Origin of the sequence: Shewanella maritima (genome assembly GCF_004295345.1) — a bacterium.
GTDB classification, from domain to species: Bacteria; Pseudomonadota; Gammaproteobacteria; order Enterobacterales; family Shewanellaceae; genus Shewanella; species Shewanella maritima.
Window position 1 is genome coordinate 4,166,320 of the sequence record NZ_CP036200.1, and the last position, 20,207, is coordinate 4,186,526.

13 protein-coding genes and 1 pseudogene are annotated in these 20,207 nt (G+C 44.5%); 10 read left to right on the forward strand and 4 right to left on the reverse strand.

Features of this window, described 5'->3' with window-relative positions:
* Positions 1 to 94: 94 nt before the first annotated feature.
* Positions 95 to 4,251 (reverse strand): annotated as a pseudogene (locus EXU30_RS17665) (translocation/assembly module TamB domain-containing protein).
* The gene (locus EXU30_RS17670) at positions 4,215 to 5,972 is read right to left on the reverse strand and encodes an autotransporter assembly complex protein TamA (protein WP_423213349.1); all 1,758 of its coding nucleotides are present in this window, start codon (positions 5,970 to 5,972) and stop codon (positions 4,215 to 4,217) included. Before EXU30_RS17670 ends, EXU30_RS17665 begins: the two are co-directional and overlap by 37 nt.
* 243 nt (positions 5,973 to 6,215) lie before the next feature.
* Between EXU30_RS17670 and EXU30_RS17675 the strand changes: the two genes are divergently transcribed.
* Entirely contained in the window at positions 6,216 to 7,211 is a 996-nt protein-coding gene (locus tag EXU30_RS17675) for an isoaspartyl peptidase/L-asparaginase family protein (RefSeq protein WP_242620426.1), read from the forward strand.
* A 97-nt stretch (positions 7,212 to 7,308) separates the two neighbouring features.
* Here EXU30_RS17675 and EXU30_RS17680 read toward each other — a convergent pair whose 3' ends face one another.
* The gene (locus tag EXU30_RS17680; RefSeq protein ID WP_130602271.1) at positions 7,309 to 7,776 is read right to left on the reverse strand and encodes an Sbal_3080 family lipoprotein; all 468 of its coding nucleotides are present in this window, start codon (positions 7,774 to 7,776) and stop codon (positions 7,309 to 7,311) included.
* Between the two features lie 420 nt (positions 7,777 to 8,196).
* Here EXU30_RS17680 and EXU30_RS17685 point away from each other — a divergent pair, with 420 nt between their 5' ends.
* Together EXU30_RS17685 and hrpA are read left to right on the forward strand one after the other, a co-directional pair.
* Positions 8,197 to 8,613: a CBS domain-containing protein gene (locus tag EXU30_RS17685; protein ID WP_130602273.1), complete on the forward strand. Its 417-nt coding sequence runs from the start codon at positions 8,197 to 8,199 to the stop codon at positions 8,611 to 8,613.
* A gap of 357 nt (positions 8,614 to 8,970) precedes the next feature.
* Positions 8,971 to 12,858 carry an ATP-dependent RNA helicase HrpA gene (gene hrpA, locus EXU30_RS17690; RefSeq protein WP_130602275.1) on the forward strand — a complete coding sequence of 1,296 codons (3,888 nt, stop codon included), beginning with the start codon at positions 8,971 to 8,973 and terminating at the stop codon, positions 12,856 to 12,858.
* 76 nt (positions 12,859 to 12,934) lie between these two features.
* Here the strand turns inward: hrpA and EXU30_RS17695 are convergent, their stop codons facing one another.
* Positions 12,935 to 13,288: a hypothetical protein gene (locus tag EXU30_RS17695; RefSeq protein ID WP_242620255.1), complete on the reverse strand. Its 354-nt coding sequence runs from the start codon at positions 13,286 to 13,288 to the stop codon at positions 12,935 to 12,937.
* A 339-nt stretch (positions 13,289 to 13,627) separates the two neighbouring features.
* Between EXU30_RS17695 and recR the strand changes: the two genes are divergently transcribed.
* From recR to EXU30_RS17730, 7 genes are all read left to right on the forward strand, one after another.
* On the forward strand, positions 13,628 to 14,227 hold the full coding sequence (gene recR, locus EXU30_RS17700; RefSeq protein WP_130602277.1) for a recombination mediator RecR: 600 nt from the start codon (positions 13,628 to 13,630) through the stop codon (positions 14,225 to 14,227).
* 265 nt (positions 14,228 to 14,492) lie between these two features.
* Positions 14,493 to 16,406 carry a molecular chaperone HtpG gene (gene htpG / locus EXU30_RS17705; protein WP_130602279.1) on the forward strand — a complete coding sequence of 638 codons (1,914 nt, stop codon included), beginning with the start codon at positions 14,493 to 14,495 and terminating at the stop codon, positions 16,404 to 16,406.
* 125 nt (positions 16,407 to 16,531) lie between these two features.
* Positions 16,532 to 17,392: a co-chaperone YbbN gene (locus EXU30_RS17710; protein ID WP_130602281.1), complete on the forward strand. Its 861-nt coding sequence runs from the start codon at positions 16,532 to 16,534 to the stop codon at positions 17,390 to 17,392.
* A 153-nt stretch (positions 17,393 to 17,545) separates the two neighbouring features.
* Positions 17,546 to 18,190, forward strand: a complete 645-nt coding sequence (adk, locus tag EXU30_RS17715) for an adenylate kinase (RefSeq protein ID WP_130602283.1) — start codon at positions 17,546 to 17,548, stop codon at positions 18,188 to 18,190.
* Between the two features lie 739 nt (positions 18,191 to 18,929).
* Positions 18,930 to 19,196: a hypothetical protein gene (locus EXU30_RS17720; protein WP_130602285.1), complete on the forward strand. Its 267-nt coding sequence runs from the start codon at positions 18,930 to 18,932 to the stop codon at positions 19,194 to 19,196.
* Positions 19,197 to 19,322: 126 nt separating this feature from the next.
* Complete coding sequence (locus EXU30_RS17725) at positions 19,323 to 19,640, forward strand: hypothetical protein (RefSeq protein WP_130602287.1); 318 nt, start codon at positions 19,323 to 19,325, stop codon at positions 19,638 to 19,640.
* Between the two features lie 117 nt (positions 19,641 to 19,757).
* Complete coding sequence (locus EXU30_RS17730; protein ID WP_130602289.1) at positions 19,758 to 20,177, forward strand: hypothetical protein; 420 nt, start codon at positions 19,758 to 19,760, stop codon at positions 20,175 to 20,177.
* Positions 20,178 to 20,207: the final 30 nt, after the last annotated feature.

Below are 20,207 nucleotides of genomic sequence, written 5' to 3' on the forward strand. Positions count from 1 at the left end.
TTTTTGTGCCTGAAATTTACCTCAGGGGCTAGGTTTGTTTATTAAAAGTATGTTTATAAAAACTGTTCGACATCAACGCTATTTAATGTCAAAGCTACTCAATGTCGAAACTATAGTAGATATCCAGCGACTGACTTAGAGTACTCGACACACTTTCGAGGTAAAGCTGAGACAATAAATAGTAACGCACTGTCATTTCGTAGCCTGGGTTAAATACACCTATACCGTACTTAACCATTAGGCTGTCACCAATATAACCGCTTACCGCGACGCGGCCGTCATCATTCGCATCCAGTTGTACGTTAGAGAAACCAAATTTTTCGATGAGGTTGGTGGCTGTGCTACCAATATTGTCAATCGCGCCGCCACCTAGTTGAGTCCCTAAACTAAGTGCAGTATTAAGCATGAGTGCATTGTTGGCATCTGAGTTAGAGGTACTAAAGCCTTTGCCAGTGAGAATGTATGACAACACTTCTGCTTGCTCTTTCGCTGGATTTGAGAAAATGTCTACCACTGGCTTCATGGTGGTACCTGTTACGCGCACACCCGCCACCAAATCTTCATCTTTAATTTCTTTGGTGGCTTCAATGTTCAAGTTTGCCACACTCGGCGGGCCGGAGAATTGTACTTCACCAGTGTCGATGGTCAGTGTTTGCCCCATAAACTTGTAGCTGCCCTGGTTAATTTTTACATCACCAAATAGTTGTGCTGGTTTAGTCGTTTCTTGTTTTAGTAACAAGGTGCCCGATAGCTTCCCTGTAGCCCCATGCCATCTACTGAGACTTGATCGCCAACATTAATATTGAGATTGCTACTGAGCAAGTAAGGTTGTGACTTTTTCTCCAATTCGGAAATTGAGTCTTGGTAAACCACGTCATCTGAAACCGCAATACCGTCATCTGACAGCTGTACTATGGTGATTTGTCCGCTTGGTATGGAAATATCACCTTTTACATCGAGCTGTTTGGTGTCAAATACAATTTGGACATCAGGTGACACATCTAAAATCGCTAGCGGTGGCTGAATGATAGCCAGTTTGTCGCCTTTGATATGAATATCGCCTTTAATATCACCATCACCCCAGGCTAAATCGCCTTTGCTGGTCACTTTACCTTCACCCATCTGCCAAGCTGCTTGAAGTTGGCCTTGCTGACCACTTAGTTGCAACGTGGCGTCGAGATGATTAATCAGTGTGGGGTTGGCGGTTAAGGCGAGGGCACCGTCATTAATTCTCACTTCCCCTTGGCTAACAGGTGACTCCAGCGTGCCGCTGATATCAAGGTCTGCTGAGACTGTACCTTCAAGGGTGGCAAAGTGCGGGAATAACGTTACAAGTGGCAGCAGATTCAATTGATTGATCGTGAAACTGCCGCTTAGTGCCTTGTTATTAGCGATATCAATGCTGAGATTACTTTGGGCGCTGGCGAAGTCTTGCGATAGCAAGTTAAGCGAGCTATTCAGTAGGTCGTTGGCAAGACTCGCGTCGACTTTTAACTGTTGATAGTCAAAGTCAAGGCTACGGCTTTCATTACCTTCAAGCTGAATGCTACCTGGAGTAAGTATCAGCGTCAGGTCAGCATTTGGCTTTTGCTCGGCAAACCAATTGGCGCTTAGGTTTATTGCCGCATGACCTTGCCAGTTAAGGTTGCGCGGTAAATAAGGCTGTAGCAATTTGCCCGGCTCGCCTGCAAACTGTAAATTTGCCGAGCCTGTAGGCGCAATATCAATATCAGTTGACGAGCAGATTAAATGCTCTGATTGGCCTAGACAGAATTTAGTGACTGAGCCTTGCTGGGCAAGGTTGTCCCAATTGATAACAATGTCGTTCTGTAATCGCCAAAAGCCAATTGGACTGTCGATATCCAGGTTATCTAAATGTCCTTCAAACTGTTGCTTTTCAAGGTCTGAGTGGCTAATGAGCTTGACGTTGAGGCCAAGGTCACCGTCGCTGGTGAGCTGAGTATTTTGATTGTGCTGATCGCCTTTTGTAGTGAGCTGCGCTTTCGCTAGGTGCACGCCAGCAAGCATCGCATGCTCGATATCAAGTTGTGCATTAAATAGATGACTTGCCAATGGTTGATACTGACCTTTAACGAGTAAGCTTTGTAGGCGATACCCCATTAGATCAGCATTATCTATTGAGGCATTGATATCAACCACAGGATTATCTTGTGCGCCATTAACATCAATACTGGCTTGAATGGTACCTTGCGTATCGGCAACCCAAAGGCTTAAATCTGGCACAGTTAGCTCGGCGTCTATATCCCAAACTTCATCAGCCTGACCATTGACTCTCAGGTTACTTCCAAGCATTTGCGCTTCAAGGTGATTGGCGTTGATAGCCAGTTTATGATTGATGTCGATATCGCCTTTCAAGGTGAAAGGGTTTGCATTTAGCTCGCCATCAAGGTCGGCATTAAATAGTGATACTTGCCAAGTGCTCTGTTCTTTTCCCGCTTCGGTTATGGAGCCGACATTGCCGCTAGTGGTAAGTTGCCCATTCACATTACCCGACAAAATATCGTAGTCGACGAGCTGTTCAATATGCTCAATAATCAAGTGATCTGCAATAACATCAGCGCGCCAGCTAAAGGCTGTCAAGTCAGTGCTTAACTGCTCGTCGCTACTGTGTCCTTCTTTGGATTGAATATCTGTTCCTGCTTGCTTGTTACTGACTGACTGACCAAAACTCAATTCACCATCCAGCAATAAATGGCCTGCTTTAGAGCGTAAATCAACATCTGTTAATTTTAGCTGTTTGGCTTGATGTGAAACTGTTCCTTCAATTTGCGTCGCGCCGTGAAATGGGCTTTGAAATAACGCCTTAATGGTCGCGTTTTGTTTGGTCAAATTGCCATCGGTCACCAGTGTATCAATATCAGCTTGATACTCCCGCTCTCCAGCAAGCGGCCAATAAACTCGGCTATCGCTTAATTTAGCTGCATAGTTTAGCTCTGGCGTTGTGAGATCGATTTTCCCTTCAAGGTTGACTTGAGTTTCCCCAGTAACCACAGTATTGGCTTGTAGTTGGCTAAAGTCGCCTGAAAGTTGTAGCTCAACTTGTTGATCGGTGAACCCGGGCAGCTCATCAACTTGATTAAAGTTGAAGTTACCGATTACATCCATAGGGTAGTGGCGGGTAAAGTGCATTTCGCCTTTAATTTCGGCGTCGCCATAATCATGGGTAAATGCTAACTCGTCAACGGTTAGGTGGTAGGCGATAAAGCTACCGCGTAAAGCGATATGTGCAAAGTTATCTGTGCGCGAGCCAAGGGTTAGTTGATTTTGTTGTATATCGAGTTGCTTAACGAAAATCGCAAACGGCATGCGAACTAAAGGTAAATCGGCCATTGCCCAAGTGTCTGAATCGTTAGTTTGCTCATCAGCTTGTGTCTTTACAACTGAGTTAGCTTTGACACTTGCATTAGCGTCCGCTTCATCACTGCCAAGTGGAATATTGACGTTAAGCCCTTGACTTGTCAGCCAATCAACCTGAAGTCCTGGCTCGTTCCAAATCGCTTGCCCGCGCAATTGATCTGATGAATAGGTCATGTCGTTGACGCGCACATGAACATCATTGAGCTCAAGTAAGCTAAGACTGATATCAATAGGGAGTCTTAAATCTTGCTCAGTGACTTGAGCAAGTTCTTGCTCATTTTCACTGTCGCTTGAGTATTGGTTTTGGCCGTTGGTTGGCAGCTGGCTCGAGTCGGTTTCTGGTTTAGTTAAACTTTGCTCCGAGGTCTGCTCTATTATCCCGGTATCTGCATTTTCCGTATCTGCGCCGATTTGGTCGGTGTCTATGTTGACCACAACGCCGCTAGCGGTGAGGCTTTTTGCGCAAATTTGTTTGTAGAATAAACAGGCTGGATTCCACTGTAAGCTAAGTGCATCTACCTCTACTTCAATTCCTGACATTCGCCAGCTAGCATTGGTGACGCTCAATTCACGATTGATCACGCCGCCTTGGTACTCAAGACTTAACCCTGGAACAAACTTGTCGGCTAAAAACACCGTTAAATGACTGCCAAATGGCGTGCTTAAAAGTACTGCAAGCGCAATGATTAAGAATAGTGGCACATAAAACACTGTGCGCATACACAGTTTAAAGGTGCCAAATAGGCGCTTTAAGCTTTTACTTAAGCCACTTTGAGGTTGTGTTGCTTGTTTTTTACCTGGCTGCGGGCCTGCTTGTTTATGGGAGGTGTCGGTCATTAAAGATCTGCCCCCATGGTTAAGTGCAGGCGCCATGAGCGAGCAACGGTTTCAGTTTCTTTTAGGCCGACACCTAAATCGAGTTTGATCGGGCCAATCGGGGAAATCCAGTGTATGCCACCACCCACTGACACCACAGGTTCAAATTGGCCTCTATCAAAGGCATTACCTGCATCGACAAAGGTGCCCACACGCCAGGTAGGAGTAACGTAATATTGATACTCGGCACTGGCAACGGCTAAATAGCGGCCACCGACTACCTGACGCGCAGGAATGCCATCATTATTGATGTAATCAATATAGGGACCAAGCTCTTGATAGCTATAACCTCGAATAGACTGATCGCCACCGGCAAAATATCTTAGTGATGGCGGTACAAAATCAAAGTCTTGCTCGCTGACGATATTCGCACCTAAATCTAGGCGGGTAACAAATCGGTGTTTGTCAAAAAAGGTGTCTATCCACTTCCATTTGGCTTGCAAGCGAGTTAATTCAATGGTTGAACCAAGATTAGGATTAGCATATTCAATACTGTAGGTTTGGCGAAAGCCTGATTTTGGATCCAGCGAGTTGTCACCGCGCTGGGTTCGCGAAATACCCCAACCAAATAGATATAGTACGGGGTCGTAATCGACGTCTGATTGATTATAGAACTCGCGCACAGCCTCTACTGAGTAGCCAATCAGCCAATTACCACCAGTACGGGTCTGGCGGATAACAGCTAGCTGATACTTGGTTGCTTCTAGCTGCCCTGTATTGCTGTATGTGAGGTTATCTTCATCATAAACCTGAGTGACACCGTATTTGTCACGCAGTAAACCAACACGGATTTTTAATTGGTCGTCCAGCGGATGTGACAATGGAATTGTGTAGGTGGTTAACAGCTTGGGGCGATCTGGTGACCATTCTGCCGTGGTGTCTTGAAAATGGCCATAACGGTTAATTTGTGGGGTACGCCAGGTGACCTTAACTCTAGGGTCAACGCCAGACTCTGAACTATTACCAATATCAACACCCAAACCTACTTCGATTGAGTGGCTTGGTTTTGATGCTAGTGCAACGCGAATTGGCACTTGCTGATTTTGTAGGTTATCTACCTGAGGTAGTACCCTGATACTAGCGAAATAACCTGTGTCGAGTAGGTTACGATTGAGTGCACTTAACGGCGTAGTTGCGTAGTGTGCACCATCATCAAAAGGTACCAGCGCTTCAAGTATATTGTCGTTTAGCTCGTGCCCCTCAAAGGTCACATCGCCAAATAAGTAGCGCTCACCAGAGTCAAAGTGCAGGTTGAGTTTTGCGGTTTTGTCGTCGCGATTGATGTTGATTTCAGACAAGGTAAATTTGCCATCAAAATAGCCTCGCGCCAAGGCAAGGGTGATCAGTTGTGTTTTGATGGTGTTATAAATACCGTGATTCAGCCTATCGCCAGGCTTGACGGTTAAGGTGTCTAGCCAGCTATCAAATGCCTCATCTTCAAGCATTTCACCTGAGAACAAAATATCGACCCATTTGATAGTAACAGGGTCGCCAGGATTGATGTCTAACGTTAGCTGCCAAGGCTGCTGACTATTATCAATTTGTGTATTCACCTCGGCATGGTAATACCCCATGCTTTGCAGGGCATTGGTGACGTTATCTTCAACATTGAATAAAAACGCACGGCGTTGTACATCGTTTTCTGGTGTTTTACCAAGGTGAGCCTGAATGTTACTTGCTAGCGCTTCACTTGTGCCTTTAACTGTCACTTTAAGCACTGACTCCGCGTGCGCAAGCGGGGCACTCAAAGCACATAATGCGATGACTAGAAAACAAAATAATTTGGCGCAGTGAGTCAGCAAGGTGAACAGAGCTCAATATTTGAGGGATACATGTGTCTATTGTCGCTAGAAAGCGGTAAAGTCGCAAGGACACCTTCGTTTAAAAATAATTAAACAAACAATTTAATCAAGGACTTGCAAAGAATGAAGAAATTAATTTTTACACTTGCACTGACAGGGATGGTTTTTTCGCCACAATTGCTTGCAACAGATGCTAAACCGTACGCGATTGCTATTCATGGCGGAGCAGGCACTATCAAGCCAAGCAGTATGACCGATGAACAGCAAAAGGCTTATCGTGCCAAGTTAAAGCAAGCCGTAGATGCCGGATATGACATTCTTGAGCAAGGAGGCACTAGCCTTGATGCAGTAAAAACAGCTATCAATGTGCTTGAAAACACGCCTTATTTTAATGCCGGTGTTGGCAGCGTTTATACCTTTGACGGTGGCCATGAACTTGATGCATCAATCATGGACGGTAAAACCATGAATGCAGGCGCAGTATCTGGTGTAAAACATATTAAAAATCCAATTGATTTAGCAATCTCTGTGATGCACAAATCGCCACATGTGATGCTTTATGGTCAAGGCGCTGAAGAGTTTGCCTTAACTCAGGGCTACCAATTTGTGCCGAATACTCACTTTGATACGCCGCATCGCTACGCTCAGTTACTTGATGCCAAACAAAAAATCATGCAGCGTGAGCAGAAAAATGGCGATTATCAAGCTTCGGTTAACAGCTTAAAGGATGAGTATAAGTTCGGTACTGTAGGCGCTGTAGCGCTTGATAAATCGGGCAACCTTGTTGCTGGCACTTCAACTGGCGGTATGACGGCTAAGCGATTTAATCGCATTGGTGACTCGCCTGTGATTGGCGCAGGTACTTACGCAGAGAATGGCGTTTGTGCCGTGTCAGCAACGGGTCATGGCGAATACTTTATTCGCTATCAAGTGGCAGGGGACATCTGCGCAAAAGTGAAGTATCAACAAAAGCCGATTGCTAAAGCGGCTGATGAAGTGATTAATCAAACCTTGGTCGAAGCAGGTGGTACAGGCGGGGTGATCACTGTTGACCATAAGGGTAACATCGCTATGCCATTTAACACCGGTGGTATGTACCGTGCTTCTCGTGCTCATGGTGAGCAAGCTAAAGTGATGATTTGGAAAGATAAGTAATCTAAAAATGCTCTGCTGCTAAATTACAAGCAGCAGAGCATCGTTTTAATCAGTATACGCGCTAATACATGAATGAATACATACACTTATACAAGAGCTAAGCATCACCCGCGCGTTTATTGCCCTCGGCAACCGTTATCTTATTAAACAGTACGTCCATTAAGATATTGAGTCGATCTTCTGCATCGCCAAACTTACCAAACGCGCCATACTCAGTTGCATCAAACTTAAGTGAGCCAACAGCCACGCCATCTTTCAGCACCTTCATTTCCGCTTTTTTCATGTAAGATGCGACATCCCAACCCCACCATACACGGTAGGTTAGCGTGTATTCATTGCGCTCCGCCATGACATAGTTGTCGATAGTTTTTACGTCGTAACCATTTTCGAAAGCCCACTTTTCCAAAATTGGCAGCACCGACTTACGGGTTTTGCTGTCTTTGGCAATCGTGAGTTGGCTAGGATTTGAGGTGACTTGAGTGACCTCGTAAATCCCTAGGTTGGAACAACCAGCCATCAATACAGTAAATAGAACAATCAGTTTGCTTTTAATTGCATTGCGCATATTGGTCTCTCATCTCTTTGTGCTAATCGCCTAGTCGTTAATGTTTATCAAGCTAGTCGCGTGGTTTTTGTGAGGCTAATTTAGATTCTGTGTATACATGTGTAAATGCGCGTGATGTTAGTTATTCATATAACGTACAAAATTGAGAGCCTAATCACAGGGCAAGTTAAGTGGCTTGCTCACTTGTTAGCTTGATGTGAGCAATAGATTGATTATTTGTATTGGCGTTATCGATTAAATCTATGGTTGCTTTATTGTTTTTTTGACTAAACTGAATATGAGACACAATGAATATTAATAAAGCTGTTGCCGTTTCATGTCGTTAGAGGATAGTTATTTAATGCTAGTGGTTTAACGGTCTGCCGTTTAACTGTTAGTTTTTACAGTAGCTGCTTAAGGCATGACGCTTAAGGGGAATATATGGATTCAATTAAAATTCAAGATCATATGGACAGACAACCTGTATTGCTAAAGCCCGATATGTCATTAGCGGTGGCGGTAGAACTACTGCTAGACAGTAAGAAGAATGGCGCACCTGTTATTGGTGAAAATGGCGAGTTGGTTGGCTTTTTATCACAGCAGGATTGTTTAGCCGTGATGCTTAAAAGTAGCTACCACTGTGATTTAACCAGCACGGTTGAAGATTGCATGAAAACCGAGGTGTTGTCTGTGTCACCAGAAGGCAGCATGTTACAACTTGCTGAGCAAATGCTTGGGGCAAAACCTAAAATCTACCCAGTTGTAAACAATGGCAAAGTGGTCGGTACGATCAATCGAACTAATGTGCTGAGCGCCATGAACACTTATATGCAGCAATGCTATCTCACCCCAGCCTAATGGGCGTTTTTAAGGGGCTGTTTATCTTTCAAGATTACTTTTGCAGCTAGGTGTTGGAAATTTATACAAGGCAACGACTTTGACGTGTGGTGGTTCCACATGATAAGTCGTTAACGCAGTAGAAATGACAACAAGTGCTGCCGGAACGGTTCGTTTAAAAGCACCATGCCCTTAACAAAAAGTTCTGTTTCGCGAGCCACTTGAATAGTCGATTAGGCTGTATAGGTCGCGGTTTGACTAAAGTGCTTTTAACTCGAACAAATTTTTATCGGTAAAGATAAACAGGCCCTAGGCATATCAATGTTTGATGTTCCTTGCTAGGATCGCTGTTTTTGATTATCGGCAAGGGACACAGCTTTGACTTCTGGTCTTCATCCTCTTTCTAAAACTTTCCTCAACCAATGTTTCCAGCTTGATGCCGCTAACATCAGGCGTCGTTTGTTTCGTCTGAAAAAGCAGCAAGAAAAACAACCAGACGAGCAAAAAAAGGTACAAGAAACAGCTAAGTTAGAAGAGCTAGCGCAAAAGGCATTTGAAAAGGCTAAGCTGCGTTTAGAAAACCGTCCGCAAATTAGTTACCCAGACGCGCTGCCAGTCTCGCAAAAGCGTGATGAAATTGCCGAGGCCATTGCCAATAATCAGGTCACCATTGTTGCGGGTGAAACAGGCTCGGGTAAAACTACTCAGCTACCTAAAATCTGTTTAGAACTTGGTTTAGGCTCGCGCGGTATGATTGGTCATACTCAGCCGCGTCGCCTTGCCGCGAGAAGCGTAGCTAACCGCGTTGCTGAAGAGCTAAATAGTCCGCTAGGTGAAGTGGTTGGCTTTAAAGTTCGATTTGCCGACGCGCTTAATGAAGACAGCTACATCAAGTTGATGACTGATGGTATTTTGCTGGCCGAGCTAACCTCAGATAAATACCTGAACCAATACGACACTATTATTATCGATGAGGCCCACGAGCGTAGCCTTAACATCGACTTTATTCTTGGTTATTTAAAACAAGTACTGAAAAAACGCCCAGATTTAAAGGTTATCATTACCTCGGCGACCATTGATGTTGATAGATTTTCAAAGCATTTCAACAATGCGCCAGTGATTGAAGTATCAGGCCGTACTTTCCCCGTTGAAACCCGTTATCGCCCACTGGTAAAAGATAACGAAGCCGACCTTGATGTAACCGACGGCATTTTTGCAGCTGTTGATGAGCTAATGGCTGAAGGTCCGGGCGATATTCTTATCTTTATGAATGGTGAGCGCGAAATTCGCGACACTGCCGATATGCTGCGTAAACAGCAGTATCGTGATACTGAAATTCTGCCACTTTATGCACGTTTATCTTATGGCGAGCAGTCCAAGGTGTTTAAGTCTCATGTTGGTCGGCGCATTGTACTTGCGACCAACGTGGCTGAAACCTCGTTAACTGTGCCGGGTATTCGCTACGTAATTGACCCAGGTACCGCGCGCATTAGTCGTTATAGCTACCGGACTAAAGTGCAGCGCCTGCCAATTGAGCCAGTTTCACAAGCCAGTGCTAATCAGCGTCAAGGTCGTTGTGGTCGTGTTGGCCCAGGTATTTGTATTCGCCTATATGACGAGCAAGATTTTCTAAGCCGCCCTCAATTTACCGACCCAGAAATTCTGCGTACCAATCTCGCGTCCGTTATCTTGCAGATGTTGGCGATTGGGCTGGGCGATATTGGCGCATTCCCATTTATTCAGCCGCCAGAGCAAAAGCATATTCGTGACGGTTTTTTGTTGCTTGAAGAGCTGCAAGCGGTGAAAAAGCGCAAAGCCGATCTAGTGCTGACGCCACTTGGTCGTAACTTATCTAAAATCCCGCTCGACCCGCGTCTTGCGCGCATGGTGATTGAGGCGAATGAGCTTGGCTGTTTACACGAAACCTTAGTTGTGACCTCGGGTTTGTCGATTCAAGATCCACGTGAGCGACCCATTGATAAAAAACAAGCTGCTGACGAATGCCATCGCCGCTTCAATGACAAAGACTCTGATTTTAGCAGTTGGTTATTGCTGTGGGATCATATTAAAGACTCTAAGCGTGAGTTATCAGCAAGCCAATTTAGAAAGCGTTGCCGCGATGAATACTTAGCCTATTTGCGCGTACGTGAATGGCAAGACTTATATACTCAAACGCGCCAAGCAGTGCATGACTTAAAGTGGAAGTTAAACGACAACGCCGCAGATTATGAGTCGCTGCATAAAGCGATTTTGTCTGGCCTGCTCAGCCACATCGGTTTTAAAGACAATAACAACGAATACCTTGGGGCGCGTAATCGCCGCTTCTTTGTGTTCCCAGGCTCGCCGCTAGCCAAAAAAGGTCCTAAGTGGATTATGGCCGCCGAGCTTACCGAAACCTCGCGCTTATTTGCTCGCTGCTGCGCTAAAATTCAGCCAGAGTGGCTTGAAGAGCTTGCGCCGCATCTAGTGAAAAAGAGTTACGCAGAGCCACATTATGAGGCAAAACCTGCCAGTGTGGTCGCATTTGAGTCGCAGGTGCTTTATGGTCTGAGAATAGTGAATCGTCGTAAGGTGCAATATGGCCCAATTGAGCCAGTTGAAGCCCGTGAAATCTTTATTCGCAGTGCGCTAGCTGAGGGTGAACTACAAACCAAAGAAGCGTTTTTCGTTAAAAACCAAAAGCTGCGCAGCGATATTGAAGACTTAGAGCACAAGTCGCGCCGCCGCGATATTTTGGTAGACGATCAAGTGCTGGTGGACTTTTATGAGCCGCTAGTTCCTCAAGGTATTTACAATGCACCGCTGTTCTTTAAGTGGTGGAAACAAGCTAAGCGTAAAACCCCAGAGCTGCTTGATTTTAATATCGAGCTGCTGATGAAGCGCGATGCCGACCATATCTCAGCGCTGGACTTCCCAGACGTGTGGCACAAGGGCAACCTTGGGCTTAAAGTAAGCTACAACTTTGAGCCAGGGCACGACGATGATGGCGTGTCGGTTCATATTCCAGTGGGTTTGCTCAATCAGGTTGATACCGATGATTTTGATTGGTTGGTGCCGGGGCTGCGGGAAGAGAAACTCACCGCATTAATTAAGTCGCTGCCAAAGAATCTACGCCGTAATTTTGTGCCTGCACCCGACTACGCTAAAGCGTGTTTTCAGGCGATGAAACCATTTGAACTGCCCATGCTTGAGTCTATGTGTAAGCAACTTTTACGCATGTCGGGTACCCGCATCAATGTGGAAGATTTTGATTTAACTCAGCTGCCAACCCACTTAACCATTAACTTTAAGGTTGAAGATGACCGCGGCCGTTTGGTTAAACAAAGTCGTGACTTAGACACCTTAAAAGATTCGCTGCAAGGCGTGGTGGCAAAGGCTATTCGTAAGGTGGCAGATAGCGGTATTGAGCAGCAAAACATCAAAGAGTGGAGCTTTGGCAACCTGCCTAGCCTGTACCAAAAGCGCAAAGGCAACTATGAAGTGAAGGCCTTCCCAGCGCTGGTGGATAATAAAGATGATGTTAGCATTAAACTGTTTGACGACGAGCACGAAGCTATGCGTCATCACCGCGTGGGCTTGCGCCGCCTGCTGCTGATTAATATTCCATCTCCAGTGAAGCACCTGCAGCAAGCGCTGCCGAATAAAGCCAAACTGGCAATGTACTTTAACCCGTTTGGTCAGGTGCAGTTTTTAATTGAAGACATTATTAACGCCGCAGTGCAGCAATTGTTGGATGAAAAACAGCTTGATGTGCGTGATGCTGAGCAGTTCGATAAAGCCAAAGATTGGGTGAGGGCAGAGCTTAACCCAACCGCAGAGAAAATTGCCTTGAATGTTGAGCAAGTGCTCACGGTATACAACCGCATTAAAAAGCGCCTAAAAGGTAAGATTAGCTTTGAAATCGCCTTTGCCATGAGCGACATACAAACTCAGCTCGATAAGTTGGTGTATAAAGGGTTTGTAGCTGATTGTGGCTGGCAGCGAGTGGCAGATATTCATCGCTACCTCCAAGCGATTGAGAACCGCCTTGATAAGCTGCCGGTTGATCCAACTCGTGATCGCCTGCACGCCCAAAGTGTCGCCAAAGTACAAGATGCACTGGAGGCTACGCTAGCAAAAGTACCCAAGTCGCAACCTGTGCCGCAGGCATTAGTTGAAGCACGCTGGATGATTGAAGAATACCGTGTATCTTGCTTTGCCCAAGTTTTAGGTACGGCTTATCCAATATCAGAAAAGCGGGTGATGAATCATATTAATTCTATTTAAAACATAGAATTAATGATTTAAAGCATTTGAAAGCAAAAAGGGAGTCGCTATCAGCGACTCCCTTTTGTGTATTTGATTAGCCTGATTTATCTATATAAGTGCAGTTCGCGGCGGCGCTTTTGAAAGCCTGAGCAGCAGTAAGCGGCAAATAACGTAAAGATAATAACAGTTGCCATAATAAGTGCGAGGCGCTGCCATGGGGTGTCCATCGCCATGCGCATATTAATGAACTCAAAGGTTGATACCCCCAAACCAATACGCTGCTGGCAATAAGACCAAGTTGCATGATCAGGTTACTTAACCTGTGCCTAAAGGCGATAAATAGTGGCATTGCAGCAGACAAAGCGGCAATTTCAACTTCGCCGTAACGCAAAAAATGTGCGCCAATGAGTAAGTAGGCTAATGTAACTATGATGACTCGCCACCACATAATGAGTTCCTCGCAGTAATTATTGTCGTTGTTATCCTGCGCTCCCGAAGTACCTCAGCAGCTGAGATTAGTTTTGGTTAATCGCAGCGCTACAATCAGAGCTAGAACAAAACAGCCAACACCATAAAAGGTTTGAGGTGGCTATTCTGTATATCTGTTCACACTTTGATACACCTTGTGTAAATAAGTTCCATAAAATGTGCAAATTTTGAACTTGATCGCCAGAGGATCGCAATTCAGTTGTTATTGAGGAACATGCCCAGATGCAAATCTACTTTCAATGACACGCGCACATGGTTATCATCGCAACCATTAAAGTTTAAGAGTCACAAGAGTGTTATGAAATTCAGTCCATTAGTTGATGAGCTAATCCATGCGTTAAAAATGCTACCGGGCGTAGGCCCTAAATCTGCGCAGCGTATGGCTTTTCAACTACTAGAGCGTGAGCGCAAAGGTGGGTTACAACTGGCTGAGGCGCTGCAACGAGCCATGTCAGATGTGGGGCATTGCAGTAGTTGCCGCACCTTTACCGAAGAAGACCAATGCAGCATTTGCACTAGTGCTAAGCGTGGTATGTCAGGGCAAATTTGTGTGGTAGAAACACCCGCTGACGTACTTGCCATTGAAACTGGCGGCCACTTCACCGGGCGTTATTTTGTATTGCATGGCCATTTGTCACCACTTGATGGTATTGGCCCAGACGAGCTTGGACTGTCGTTACTTGAGCAGCAATTGGCAAGTGAAGATGTTAGCGAGCTTATTCTGGCTACCAACCCTACAGTTGAAGGGGATGCTACGGCGAACTTTATTGCCGATATCGCCCGCAAGCATGAGGTGAAAGTCAGCCGTATTGCTCACGGCGTGCCTGTTGGCGGCGAGCTTGAGTATGTTGATAGCACCACACTTGCGTTATCGTTCAATGGGCGCTTACCGCTGTAGCTTTCGCCTTTGTTGTAAGTCCTTGTTCATCACATCAACAAACATCATTAGCTCAAGCTTCAACCTAATTGCAGGTTAATGATGTTTTTTTATGCAAAAGAAAAATTTTCCCTTGAAAAGTGATTTTGCGCACCCATCTCTGGTTTAACTTAAAAATTTTGTCGCGTTGTCTGTTCTCTGAATATGTCTCTGAGCATATCGCTGAACTTTTCAATGAATAAGGCTGCGCAAGTACAACCTAACATGTAAACCAAGGGATAATTTCATGTCACAGCAAGAAACTCATGGCTTTCAAACCGAAGTAAAGCAACTCCTACATTTGATGATCCACTCTTTATATTCAAATAAAGAGATTTTCTTACGTGAGCTTGTGTCTAACGCGGCCGATGCTGCAGACAAATTACGTTACCTTGCACTTAGCAATGACAGCTTATATGAAGGTGATGGTGAACTGCGCGTTCGCATCAGTGCTGACAAAGAAAAAGGCACAGTGACCATTAGCGATAATGGTATTGGTATGACCCGTGACGGCGTGATTGAGCACCTAGGTACCATTGCCAAATCTGGCACTAAAGAGTTCTTTAACAACCTATCTGGCGAAGCGTCAAAAGACTCTCAGCTAATTGGTCAGTTCGGTGTGGGCTTCTACTCAGCATTCATTGTTGCTAAAAAGGTGACTGTACGTACTCGCGCGGCAGGTACTGATGTTGCACACGGCGTATTGTGGGAGTCAGAAGGTGAAGGTTCATTCAATGTTGAAACCATCACTAAGAACGAGCGTGGTACTGAAATTACGCTTCACCTACGTGATGAAGAAACCGAATTTGCTGACGACTTCCGTCTACGCTCTATCATTACTAAGTACTCAGATCATATCTCAGTACCGGTAGAAATGTTCGAAGAGGGTACACCTGAGTCTGAAGGTCCTGACGGCGAGAAAATCGAAGCGACTGAAGGCGCTTGGAAAGCGATGAACAAAGCTACCGCGCTTTGGACTCGTAGCAAGTCAGACATTAGCGATGAAGAATACCAAGAATTCTACAAGCACATTTCACACGACTACAGCGATGCGCTGAAGTGGAGCCACAACCGCGTTGAAGGTAAGCAAGAGTACACAAGCTTGCTTTACATTCCGAAAAAAGCGCCATTTGATATGTGGAACCGCGACAGTAAGCATGGTCTAAAACTGTTTGTTCAACGCGTGTTCATCATGGATGACGCCGAGCAGTTTATGCCAACTTACCTACGTTTTGTGAAAGGTCTTATCGACTCAAACGACCTACCACTAAACGTGTCGCGTGAAATTTTACAAGACAACCAAATTACTAAAGCATTGCGTCAAGGTATGACTAAGCGCGTACTTGGCATGCTTGAGAAAATGGCTAAAAACGAGCCAGAGCAATATCAAGAGTTCTGGGCTGAGTTTGGTCAAGTGTTAAAAGAAGGCCCAGCGGAAGACTTTGCTAACAAAGAAAAAATTGCTGGCCTACTGCGCTTTGCATCTACTAACGACAACAGCGCAGCAACGACTGTATCGCTAGATGACTACATCGAGCGCATGAAAGAAGGTCAAGATAAGATCTACTACATTGTTGCGGACAGTCATGAAGCTGCAGTAAACAGTCCGCACCTTGAGCTTCTGCGCAAGAAGGGTATCGAAGTGCTACTAATGTCAGAACGTATCGATGAGTGGCTAATCAACCACTTAACTGAATACAAAGACAAGAAGATGCACTCTGTGACTCGCGGCGACCTAGAACTAGGTGAGCTAGAGGACGAGGCAGACAAGCAAGAGCAAGAAAAGGTTGCTGAAGAAGCTAAGCCACTGGTTGAGCGAGTTAAAGAAGCACTCAAAGACAAAGTAACTGAGGTTAAAGTTACCACTCGTCTAACCGACACGCCTGCGTGTGTGGTTGCCGGTGAAGGTGAAATGTCGACTCAAATGATCAAGCTAATGCAAGCTGCAGGTCAGCCTGTACCTGAGTCTAAGCCAACGTTTGAGATCAACCCAACTCACCCATTGGTTGAGCGCTTAAACAACGAGCCAGACGAAGAGCTATTTGCAGATTGGGCGAACTTGCTACTGCAACAAGCGTTACTGTCTGAAAAAGGTAGCCTGGCTGATCCATCAGCATTCATTAAGCTAATGAACCAAATGCTAATGGCTGGCCTAAAATAAACTAGCGTTGAAAGATAAAAGCGGACTATGTTCCGCTTTTGTTTTTTTAGAATTAGTGCTTTTGTTTATCTGAACATCAGATTCTCTATAATTAACCTATGTGAACAACAATCATAAGGATTGAAATGGAACACATACTGCACCTGACTAAAGAAAACATTCAGCAAGTTGTCGATGCCTCAATGGAAAAAATGGTCGTAATGACCTTTTGGGCGCAGCAGCATGATGAAAGTGTGCAACTACAAAGTCTGCTAGAGCAAATTGCGCTAGAGCAGCAAGGTCGCTTTATTCTGGCAAAAGTCAATTGCGAGAGCGAACCTGAAATCGCCCAATACTTCCAAATTCAAAGCCTGCCAACTACGCTGCTACTTGATAAAGGTCGCCCTGTTGATGGTTTTGCAGGTAGCCAAAGCAGCGATGAAATTAAAACGCTACTTGATAAACACTTGCCTGCTGTTTGGGAAGGCCCATTTAATGACATCAAAACTAAACTTGCTGATGGTAATCTGCCACCAGAAGAGCTAAGCGATGCCATTACAGCGCTTAAACAAGTCCATGTGGAGTCAGGTGAGCGAGCAGATGTAGCACTGGTGCTAGCAGATGTTTACCTAATGAATGGCTCACTTGAAGAGGCTAAGGCACTGCTAGATGCGATTGGTTTAGCCGATCAAGACAGCTACTACCAAAACCTTATGGCAAAGCTTGCTCTGGCTGAAGAGGCGGCAGACACGCCTGAAATTCGTAATTTAGCAGCGCAATACCAACAAAGTGGTGATGCACAAGTCGCGATCGCCTTAGGTAAAGCGCTACACGCCGCGCAGCGAAATGACGAAGCACTAGAAGTATTATTCGCTATCTTGAAAAAAGATCTCAGCGCAGAAGATGGTCAAGTTAAACAAGCCTTTATGGAAATTTTAACCGCCATAGGTCAGGGCAACGCCTTGGCTAATCAATATCGCCGCCAGTTATATACCTTGCTGTATTAAACACTCGCTTAATTGATTCAGATCATCAGCCATTAGATATAGGTCTAATGGCTTTATGAAACTGCTATGATCGCTGCGAGAAATGTGCGAAAATCGCCGCCCTAAAAACGTGGGAAGAGTAACAACAGAGAATCAATAAAGAGGACTTTGAAGATGCGCATTATTTTATTAGGTGCTCCAGGAGCAGGTAAGGGTACCCAGGCCCAATTTATTATGGAGCAGTACGGTATTCCACAAATCTCTACTGGTGATATGTTACGCGCTGCAATCAAAGCTGGTACACCACTAGGTTTAGAAGCTAAAAAAGTGATGGATGCGGGTCAGTTAGTATCTGACGACCTAATCATCGGTCTAGTTAAAGAGCGTATTGCTCAAGACGACTGTGCTAAAGGTTTCCTATTAGACGGTTTCCCACGCACTATTCCACAAGCTGACGCTATGGTAGAAAACGGTATCGACATCGATCACGTAATCGAAATCGACGTACCAGACGAAGAGATCGTTAAGCGTATGAGCGGTCGTCGCGTACACCCAGGTTCAGGCCGTGTTTACCACATCGTATACAATCCACCAAAAGAGGAAGGTAAAGACGATGTAACTGGTGAAGAGCTTCAAATCCGTGCTGACGATGAAGAAGCAACGGTACGTAAGCGTCTTGGTATTTACCACGAACAAACTAAGCCACTAGTAGACTACTACGGTAAGTTCGCTGCTGAAGGTAAAACTAAGTACAGCAAGTTCGACGGTACGCAAACTGTTTCTGCTGTGAGCGAGCAACTATCAGCTGCACTTAAGTAATTAGCGTAAACGCTTAAATTACTGACTAAAAAGCCTGCATCATGCAGGCTTTTTTGCGTTTGGCGGTTTTAATTTAATTGAGTTTGGCTGAGTTGTTTGTTGATTTACTTGTTTAAACAGCAACAGCAACAGCAACAGCAACAGCAACAGCAACAGTAACAGCAACAGCAACAGCAACAGCAACAGCAACAGTAACAGTAACAGTATCTAGCTTAAGTTGGCTTTTGTTGTTGAGCTATCAGCACTCCTTTTGAAAGATGCCGTGAATACTTCCCCTCTTAGTTTCACAAGAGTGCTTTACGCTGGCATCCATGCCAGCAAAGATTTCGCCAGGATAAGCGATAGCTCGTAGTAGCTGTTGTTTAAACAATCCATCAATCGATGACAGTGTTGTTGTTGTGTTTTTATACAGGTTTAATTTTAAAGCAGGAAACAGCGCTAATCGCTTCTCGTTATGTAAGTGACAAAATTCTCGGTTTACAAAATGAAATACTGTTAAATTACTGATTCTTATAGTGTTACTCAGTTGTCATTATTTACATAACGAGACCTGATAATTCTCGGTTAAGTAAATTCTCGGTTTCTCCTGTAGCTAGCTGCTATTGCTGTTAGTTGATGATGCTGGTAAGTTATTGGAATTATTAATTAAAAAACGTGTATCGGTTTGAGTTTCGGCTAAATGTTAATGGATTAATTCGGAATTCCCGCTAATACGCTGTTAGGTATACAAGGAAGATAGGTGCCAATTTACATTAAAGTCGAAGGTTCAGAGGAAACGATCGCCACGTTGTCAAAAGGTGTTTGGGATCTTCCATCTCAAATAAAGGAACTAGAATCTTGGATTTTTGAAAACTCATCAAATCTTCCTTCTTCAAATTACATCGCTGATGTTGGTTTCAGCATCAGAGAAAATGCTTGCGGTGGCGGAGCTATTCTCTCACCTAAGGCTATGAGTCTAATGGGAAAGCTAGGTGTAAAATTGTACTTATCTGAGTACGGTGAGTAATGTATACCTAACAAGCGCATTAAGTGACGGGACTGCTAAAGTTTGGCTCGGTTTCGCTTCGCTACACAAGTTTAGCCAAACATTATCAGCCCCTTATGCGGGCGTTATATTTACTTCGGAAATGTCGTGATTAATATAGAGAAGCTACATCTAGATAGGTGGCTTAAATTAAAAAACAAAAAAGAATTATCTTTATTTGAAGCTTTAAAGCTTCAGCATCCATTGTTTTACCTTTATCTGATCGTTGCACTATTCACACCATTAGTCGCTTCCAATTTTTATGAATTTAGCTCTTTTCTGAAAGGTGTTTATATTGGGTTTTTACTTTGTCTCGTTTTGGTAGTTTATGCTTTATTAAATCGTTCAAGTAAGTTAATTCCAATTCAGCTTAAATATCTAGATTGGGATAAAGTTGAAAACGCTGATAAGCTCAATAAAAAGTAAATATAACAAGCAGTTTAAGGTATGGACGTCTAACGCTTGGCTGACGCTCGTTCCTCGCAGATTTTAGCCAAGCATTATCCGCCCCTTAACGTGGGCGTTAGCTATACAAGGAATATCATGGACGATCCTCAACAAACTTGGGATGACTACTACTCAAGAATCAAAACTCGAAAGGTAGACGAAGCAACAAAACTTTGGGAAAACATGTTGAAAGCAGGAGTCTCAAGTGAAACTGTGTTTGCCATGGATTTTACTCATTTTTGCGATCTTCCCGAAAAACTAAAAGAACTGGGTAAACAGTTAAGTGAAAACTATGAACTGGAATTCAGTGATGTAGATGATAAAGGATATCAGTTTTTAAGTGGCACAACTCGACCCTATGGCAATGAACTAAGCCAAGTTGATTTTATTGGCTGGGTAGAGTTTATGTGTGACGTCGCGCAGTCCTACAGTTGTGTCTTCTCTAGTTTTACAATCGAAAGCCCTGAGCTAGGCTTAATCTGGTCTAATAAAGACGTCGAATCTGAAAAGGGATAGCTAACAAGCTGCTAAATCCAGATTCACCAA

Bases quoted from the DNA above. Each gene is read 5' to 3' on its own strand.
- recR (WP_130602277.1), top strand. From the start codon at position 13,628: ATGAAATTCAGTCCATTAGTTGATGAGCTAATCCATGCGTTAAAAATG.
- EXU30_RS17680 (WP_130602271.1), bottom strand. From the start codon at position 7,776: ATGCGCAATGCAATTAAAAGCAAACTGATTGTTCTATTTACTGTATTG.
- EXU30_RS17685 (WP_130602273.1), top strand. From the start codon at position 8,197: ATGGATTCAATTAAAATTCAAGATCATATGGACAGACAACCTGTATTG.
- adk (WP_130602283.1), top strand. From the start codon at position 17,546: ATGCGCATTATTTTATTAGGTGCTCCAGGAGCAGGTAAGGGTACCCAG.
- htpG (WP_130602279.1), top strand. From the start codon at position 14,493: ATGTCACAGCAAGAAACTCATGGCTTTCAAACCGAAGTAAAGCAACTC.
- EXU30_RS17730 (WP_130602289.1), top strand. From the start codon at position 19,758: ATGGACGATCCTCAACAAACTTGGGATGACTACTACTCAAGAATCAAA.
- EXU30_RS17710 (WP_130602281.1), top strand. From the start codon at position 16,532: ATGGAACACATACTGCACCTGACTAAAGAAAACATTCAGCAAGTTGTC.
- EXU30_RS17695 (WP_242620255.1), bottom strand. From the start codon at position 13,288: ATGTGGTGGCGAGTCATCATAGTTACATTAGCCTACTTACTCATTGGC.
- EXU30_RS17675 (WP_242620426.1), top strand. From the start codon at position 6,216: ATGGTTTTTTCGCCACAATTGCTTGCAACAGATGCTAAACCGTACGCG.